This is a genomic window from Streptomyces phytophilus (genome assembly GCF_013870535.1).
In the GTDB taxonomy this organism is placed as follows: domain Bacteria; phylum Actinomycetota; class Actinomycetes; order Streptomycetales; family Streptomycetaceae; genus Streptomyces; species Streptomyces phytophilus.
The window spans coordinates 1-5,111 of sequence record NZ_JACBXC010000360.1 but is presented as its reverse complement, the minus strand read 5'-3'; the positions used below and the strand labels follow the sequence as shown (position 1 = coordinate 5,111).

Annotated in this window: 4 protein-coding genes; all 4 read right to left on the bottom strand. The window is 70.6% G+C overall.

The window, feature by feature from the left end:
- Window positions 1-412: 412 nt before the first annotated feature.
- Window positions 413-1,942 (bottom strand): arabinosylfuranosidase ArfA, encoded by a 1,530-nt coding sequence (gene arfA, locus H5J30_RS16905; protein ID WP_181788261.1) that lies wholly within the window; start codon window positions 1,940-1,942, stop codon window positions 413-415.
- Between the two features lie 54 nt (window positions 1,943-1,996).
- Window positions 1,997-2,902, bottom strand: a complete 906-nt coding sequence (locus tag H5J30_RS16900; RefSeq protein ID WP_181788260.1) for a carbohydrate ABC transporter permease — start codon at window positions 2,900-2,902, stop codon at window positions 1,997-1,999.
- Window positions 2,903-2,905: 3 nt separating this feature from the next.
- Window positions 2,906-3,838, bottom strand: a complete 933-nt coding sequence (locus tag H5J30_RS16895) for a carbohydrate ABC transporter permease (RefSeq protein ID WP_181788259.1) — start codon at window positions 3,836-3,838, stop codon at window positions 2,906-2,908.
- Between the two features lie 39 nt (window positions 3,839-3,877).
- The coding region (locus H5J30_RS16890) for an extracellular solute-binding protein (protein ID WP_181788258.1) at window positions 3,878-5,111 on the bottom strand (1,234 nt) is incomplete at its 5' end.

The following is a 5,111-nucleotide window of genomic DNA, read 5'->3' as shown; positions in this document are numbered from 1 at the left end:
GTGGTGACGAAGACGAGCACGACGGGGATGGCGATCCCCGCCGCGTCGGTGACGAGGGCCGCCGGCAGGTACCACGCCGGCTTTGCCGCGGCGGAGCGGACGCGGGTCCCGCGTCTCGGCTCCGCCGTCATGATCCCGGTATCGGCTACTCCGATACGCCGCATGTTCCCCCCTGGCACATCGCGACTGATGAGGCGCACGCGATCCTCCCCTGGTCGACGCGCACCTTTCGCTCCCGGAACTTTAGGCCAGATTTGCGAAGAACGCCCATGGTTCATGCAAAAAGGGCCTTAGGTGTAGCGAGCTTCACACCAGGTCGACGACCTCGGTGCGGGTCACGACGTACGACTCCCGAGAGGGGCCGAGGGATGTACGGAGTTTTACGCCAGTTTCGATTGCCTGCGGCCCGGGGTCACACACCCCGCTTCCGCAGCCGGAGCACGTTCCAGGATACGCACGGCAGTTCGGCCTCAAGCTCACCGTCTGCGCTGATCCGGGCGGTGGCCACGGACTTCGGCAGCACCCGCCCCGGATCCGCCTCGGTGTTGGCCGCGTCGTGGTCATCGTCGGCGAGGACAAGATGTTCGAGGACCGTGTATCCGTCCGCCCCGAACCCGCGCAGCGCGACCGACAGCCGCAGCGGCTCGTCCTGGGCCCGGTTGACCGCCAGGATCGTCAGGTCGCCGCTCTCCTCGTCGTACGTCACCACGTGGTCGAGCGCGGGGACGTCGCCGTGGCGCGGCGTCTCGACGCGCGAGCCCGTCCGGTCCGGCTCGGTGCGCAGCACCGTGCCGCGCGCGAACCGCGCGGCCTGCGCGAACGGGTGGAAGACGGTCTGCCGCCAGGCCGGCCCGCCGGGCTCGCTGCGGATCGGCGCGATGACGTTGACGAGCTGCGCCAGGCACGCCACGGCGACCCGGTCGGCGTGCCGGAGCAGGGTGATGAGCAGGGAGCCCACGACGGCCGCGTCGGTGACGGAGTACGTGTCCTCGATGAGCCGCGGCGTCTCGGCGGTGGCCAGATTCCGCTCGCCGGGGAAGCGGGCCGCGTACCAGACGTTCCACTCGTCGAAGGAGAGCCGGATCCGCTTGTCCGCCCGCCGTACGGCACGCACGTGGTCCGCGGTGGAGACCACGTCGGAGATGTACTGGTCCATGTGCGCGCCGGAGGCGAGGAAGCTCGCCCGGTCGCCGTCCAGTTCCTCGTAGTAGGCGTGCAGCGAGAGGTAGTCGACCTCGTCGTAGGTCTCCTCCAGCACCTCGCGCTCCCAGGTGCCGAACGTCGGCATCTGCGCGTGGGAGCTGCCGCAGGCGACCAGCTCGATCGACGGGTCGACCTGGTGCATGGCCTTGCCGGCCTCGGCCGCCAGCCGGCCGTACTCGCGCGCCGACTTGTGGCCGGTCTGCCACGGGCCGTCCATCTCGTTGCCCAGGCACCACAGCCGCACGCCGTGCGGCTCGCGGACGCCGTGCCTGATCCGCAGGTCGGACCAGGCGGTGCCGCCGGGGTGGTTGCAGTACTCGACGAGCGCGCGGGCGGCGTCGATGCCGCGGGTGCCGAGGTTGACGGCCATCATCGGCTCCAGACCCAGGCCCTTCGCCCAGGTCAGGAACTCGTTCGTGCCGACCTCGTTGGTCTCCACCGACCGCCAGGCGAGGTCGAGCCGGCGGGGCCGCTCGGCGACGGGGCCGACGCCGTCCTCCCAGTGGTAGCCGGAGACGAAGTTGCCGCCGGGGTAGCGGACGAGGCCGGTGCCCAGCTCCCGGACCAGCGCCGCGACGTCGCCGCGGAAGCCGGCGGCGTCGGCGGTGGGGTGGCCGGGCTCGTAGATCCCGGTGTAGACGCAGCGGCCCATGTGCTCGACGAACGTTCCGTACAGGCGCGGGTCCACCTCGCCGATGACGAACTCGGGGTCGACGGTGAACCTGGCGGTGTGCGGCATGCGGTGCCTTTCCTCGGGGGGTGCTGGCGGTGGTTCTCGGGGGCGTGCGGGCGCCTACTTCAGGCCCGTACCGGCGATGCCCTCGACGATGCGGCGCTGGAAGAGCGCGAAGACGGCGAGCAGCGGGATGGCGCCCAGCACGGCGGAGGCCATGAGCTGCGCGTACGGGATGCCGAAGGCGTCCTGTACGGAGTTGAGCCCGACCGGCAGCGTCATCATCTCCGGGTCGGTGACCACCAGCAGCGGCCACAGGAAGTTGTTCCACACCTGCACGAAGACGAAGATCGTCACGGCGGAGACGGCGGGCCGGGACACGGGCATCACGATCTGCCAGTACGTGCGCAGCCAGCCGGCGCCGTCGGCGCGCGCGGCCTCGATCAGCTCTCTGGGGATGCCGTCGAAGAACTGCTTGAAGACGAAGACGGCGACGACGTTCGGCACCTGCGGCAGCACCACGCCCCAGTAGGTGTTGAGCAGGCCCACCTCCTGGAGCGCGAGGAACTGCGGGATCATCAGCACCTGCATCGGGATCATGATCCCGGCGAGCAGCAGCAGGAACGCCCCGCGGCGGAAGCGGAAGCGCACCTGGGACAGGCCGAAGGCGGCGAGCGAGGCGGTGACGACGGTGAGCACGGTGGTCAGCAGCGAGACGATGAAGCTGTTGGCGTACCAGTAGGGCAGCTTGCCCTTGTCGAAGAGGTCCTCGTACGCCGCGAAGGTGGGGTTCGAGGTGAACCAGGACGCCGGGTCGACGGCTATCTCGTCGGCGGGCCGGATGGATATCGCCGTCGCGAACAGCAGCGGCACCAGCCACAGCAGCGCGAAGGCGACGAGGACGCCGAGCGCGACGCGGTTGAAGAGCCTCTCGGCGTCGTAGCCGCGCCGGCGCGCGGGGGCGGCGTCCGCGGGGAGGTCCGCGGCGGCGGTGGCGGCGGCGGGGCTTTGCGTGGTGCGGGCCATGGCTCAGCTCTCCTTCTCTGCCCGGCGGACGAGGAAGAACCAGACCAGGGAGATCAGCAGGATGACGAGGAAGAGGAAGAGGGAGACGACCGAGGCGTAGCCGGTGCGGCCGTCGGTGAAGCCGGTGTCGACGATGTACTGGAGCGTCGGGCGGGTGGAGCCGTCGGGGCCGCCCGCGGTCATCATGTAGATCTGGTCGAAGACCTTCAGGGAGGCGACGATCTGCAGCACGGTGACGAGCGTCGTCGTCCGGCCCAGCATGGGGATGATCACGTGCCGGATGCGCTGCCAGGGTCCGGCGCCGTCCATGGCGGCGGCCTCGTGGACGTCCCGGGGGATCTCCTGGAGCCCCGCGAGGTAGAGCACGAAGTTGAAGCCGATGGTCCACCAGACGGTGACGCCGGCCAGCGACCACATCGCCCAGTTCGGATCGCCGAGCCAGGACGGCGGCGAGCTGACGCCGAGGGCCTTCAGCCAGTCCTGCGCCAGGCCCGTCTGGTCGGCAAGCACGCCCCACATGAAGATCAGCGAGACCGACGCGGACGGGATGACGTACGGCGCGAAGAAGGCGAAGCGGATGAACCACCGGCCGCGTACGAACCGGTCGGCGAGGATCGCCAGCACCAGCGCCAGCAGCACCAGCGGGATGGTGGTGAGCACGGTGAACCACAGGGTGTGCTTCAGCGTGCGCCAGAACTCGGAGTCGTTCAGCACGTCCGCGTAGTTGGAGAAGCCGACCCAGCTGCCGAAGCCCTCGCGCAGCAGGCTGCCGTTGAAGAAGCCCGCCACGAAGGTGTAGATCAGGGGGCCGACCAGGAAAACGATGTAAAAGAGCGCGAACGGCGCGATCAGGGCCGGGCCCGCGAGCTTGCCACGGACGCTGCCGGCCCCTGACCGGTCGGGGGTGAGGGCGCCGGTGCCGGCTGTACTCGCCACGGGGGTGCCTTTCGTTCGAGGGGGTGGGGGCGGCGGGGTTCAGATCGGGGATTCGACGTCCGCGAGCTTGCGGAGCACCGAGTGGACCCGGTCCGCGGCGGCGCGCGGGGTCGCCCGGCCGGCGAGTGCGGCGCTGACCGCGTCGCCCACCCGGTTCTGCAGGTTGCTGCCCGCGCCGCCGTACCAGGCGACGGGGTCGTACACGGCGCCCTCGGCGGCGGCGGTGTAGTGCGACTGGGGCGTCAGCTCCCGGTACGCGGCCGAGCGCTGGGTCGGCAGCCACGCGGGGATGTGCCCGCCCTCGGCCCACAGCTTGCTGGAGTCCAGCAGCGAGGCGGTGAACTCCAGCGACAGGTCGAGGCGGTCGTCGTCCTCCTTCGGCGGCCGGGGCAGCACCAGCGCGTGGCTGTCGGCGAAGCAGGCGTACGGGGCGTCGTCGAAGACCCGCGGCAGCGGCCGCATGTCGAACTTCACCCCCGAGTCCAGCACGGCGACGATCTGCCAGACGCCGTCCATCAGGAACCCGGCCTCGCCGTTGGTGAGCAGGGTGATGGCGGCCTGCCCGTTGGCGCCGGTGGGGATGAGCTTCTCCTTGCCGAGGCGCTGGATGTACGCGAGCGCCTCCTCCGCCGCGTCGAGGTCGACCTGCACGGTGGCGCCGCCGTCGGCGACCAGCGGCCGGCCGCCGAGCTGGGCGTAGAAGGACAGGAACATGCGGAACTGGGTGGCCGTGTCCTTGATCGAGGCGACCGAGCCGCCCCAGACGCCGGTGACCTCCTTCGCCGCGCGCAGCGCGTCGGCGAACTTGTCCGGGCCGTCGACGTCGGCCAGTTCGCCGCCGTCGAGGAGGCCCGCCTTCTCGGCGATGTCGGTGCGGAAGTACAGCGCGAAGGGGTGGGTGTCGATCGGGACGCCGTAGAGCCGGTCGTCGACGTGGGACTTGCGCCAGGGCTTGGCGTCGAACTTCTCCGGCGTCATGCCCTGCTTGGCGAGCGCGTCGGCGGGCAGTTCGCTCAGCAGCCCGGCCTGGGCGAGCACCGGCAGCTTCGACAGGTGCGCGATGGCGACGTGCGGGGGGCGCTTGCCGATGGTGGCGAGGCTGAGCTTGGTGTAGTACGGGTTGCCCCAGACGAAGGTGGTGGCCCGCAGGGTGCTCTCGGGGTGGGCCTTCTCGTACGACTTCTGCATGGCGACCATGCGTTCGCCGTCGCCGCCGGTGAACGGGTTCCAGAAGTTGAGCCGGTCCGCGGGCGGTTCGCCGCCGGTGAAGCCC

Bases quoted from the DNA above. Each gene is read 5' to 3' on its own strand.
- arfA (WP_181788261.1), bottom strand. From the start codon at position 1,942: ATGCCGCACACCGCCAGGTTCACCGTCGACCCCGAGTTCGTCATCGGC.
- H5J30_RS16900 (WP_181788260.1), bottom strand. From the start codon at position 2,902: ATGGCCCGCACCACGCAAAGCCCCGCCGCCGCCACCGCCGCCGCGGAC.